Annotated in this window: 2 protein-coding genes; one reads left to right on the top strand and one right to left on the bottom strand. The window is 32.9% G+C overall.

Features of this window, described 5'->3' with window-relative positions:
* On the top strand, positions 1-204 hold a 204-nt coding region (locus OK414_RS27640), incomplete at its 5' end, for a methyltransferase family protein (protein ID WP_319638216.1).
* A 623-nt stretch (positions 205-827) separates the two neighbouring features.
* Here OK414_RS27640 and OK414_RS27635 read toward each other — a convergent pair.
* Entirely contained in the window at positions 828-1,694 is an 867-nt protein-coding gene (locus OK414_RS27635; protein WP_205664426.1) for an Rpn family recombination-promoting nuclease/putative transposase, read from the bottom strand.
* Positions 1,695-1,802: the final 108 nt, after the last annotated feature.

Raw genomic sequence — 1,802 nt, 5'->3', positions numbered from 1 at the left:
ATTAGCCGTAATCCCATTTACACAGCTTTTGGATTTGTTTTAATAGGGATATTCTTAATTTTACCAAACTGGATATTATTATTGTACGTATTTACTGGAATTTGGCTTTTTAATCGTCAGGTTCAACTTGAAGAAAAATCCTTGAAAAAGATTTACGGTGAAGAATATGAAGCATACTGTAAAAAAGTTCGTAAATACCTTTAGCATTAGTTGTTGGTGGAAAAGGGTAAGTCTTTCATTCATATTAAAAGTAAAAGTGGAAGATTAACATAGCCAAAAAATGAAGAATATGGAAATATGTACTTAACCAAACGGTTGTGTTAGTTTAAGATGATAGTATTTTGGGATCGAAAAGTTTGAAAATAAGAAGGCAAAATAAAACCCTGATTCTTCTACTTGGCGTAGATAAATCAGGGTTTTATTTCCTAAAAGTGTCTTAACGTAGGTTTTGAAAAAAAGATGTTTTTGGGGGACAGAATTTTACCGATGAGCATGCAGTTGATGATTTAAAAGAATTGCTTTCATCAATTGATACATTTTAAAAACTTTAATTATAGATGAAAAGAGTCCTCATGGAATAAGGGCTCTTTTTGTTATCTCTGTAACTCACATTATGGCAACTGAAATTGAATATGACATATTGTCTATAAAGATTAATTACTTTTTGTGCGTGCAAAAACATCTATTTTAAAAATTAAATAGACGTTTCATTATTGATTTTTTCGGTATCTAAAAAGGTGTACCTTTTTAGTCTATTTTATTGAGAACCGATTATAAAATAAAAAAGCTTTACGAAACCTTTCGCAAAGCTTTTGTCAACTTCTATATTATCGTGTTACTTTTCCCACTTCTTCTATACTTAAACCGGTAAACTTTGCAATATCACCCAAAGTCATACCATTCTCATACATGCTACGAATCAATTGAAGTTTTCCTTCTTCTAGTCCTTCCTCACGAGCATGGGCTAGTTTAGCTTGTTCATCAAGTAGCAATTTCTCACGTGCTTCATATGCGCTTCTGAATGAAGAATCATGACTCATATTTTCCCATTTATCCATCGCTTTTTGTAGAATTGGATCTTGATTCATCGCAATCTCCTCCAATGTTTGAGTTAAATGTTCATCTTCATGAGCTGGTAATAATAATATCCAACGAACGAATGCATTTTCCCACGGGTTGACTTTTTCTTCCCGCCACTGTTTTACAAGCTTTGGAATTTCCACAAAATGAATTTCAATATCATCGCTTAAAACACGTTGCTTTGTTGTGTCCCACAACTGACCTGTCGTCTGAAATTCTTCATCTGAAGAGAATAAAATGAAATCCAATAAATTAATGGTGATGGTTTTTCGTAAAGCACGATAAGGCATCCCCTCTTGCATTTGTGACGTATATAATTTACTCCAATAATACAAAGAACGCTTGACCATATCATGCGTATTACGAAGTTGAATTTCGATATTCACTTGTGTTCCGTTATTCAATGTAGCTAGTAAATCTAAGATAGATAACTTGTCATCTTCGTAAGCCTTGTGAAGGTGTGGGTCTTCCAATTGAAGAGACATAATGGGTGCTTCTAGAGACTTTTCTAAAACAGCGTTTAAAAAACCTGTTAAGATGTCCTCGCTACCTTTGGTACCAAATAATTGTTTAAAAGCGAAATCAATTCGTAAATTTACTAATTTTGTGGACATGAATTCCTCTTCCTATCTTTCTTATTTCTTACCCCTATTTTATAAGATAGCAGGATATGTTTGCAAATGTAGAAACGAAAACCAACCAGTAGTTATGATTAAACCAGT

The sequence above is a fragment of the Priestia sp. JV24 genome, from assembly GCF_025910025.1.
Taxonomy (GTDB): Bacteria; Bacillota; Bacilli; order Bacillales; family Bacillaceae_H; genus Priestia; species Priestia megaterium.
The sequence above is the reverse complement of the archived record's forward strand: the minus strand, read 5'-3'. Positions and strand labels throughout refer to the sequence as shown.

What these genes read in the sequence shown, in the direction of transcription:
- OK414_RS27635 (WP_205664426.1), bottom strand. Translation starts at nt 1,694, where the DNA reads ATGTCCACAAAATTAGTAAATTTACGAATTGATTTCGCTTTTAAACAA.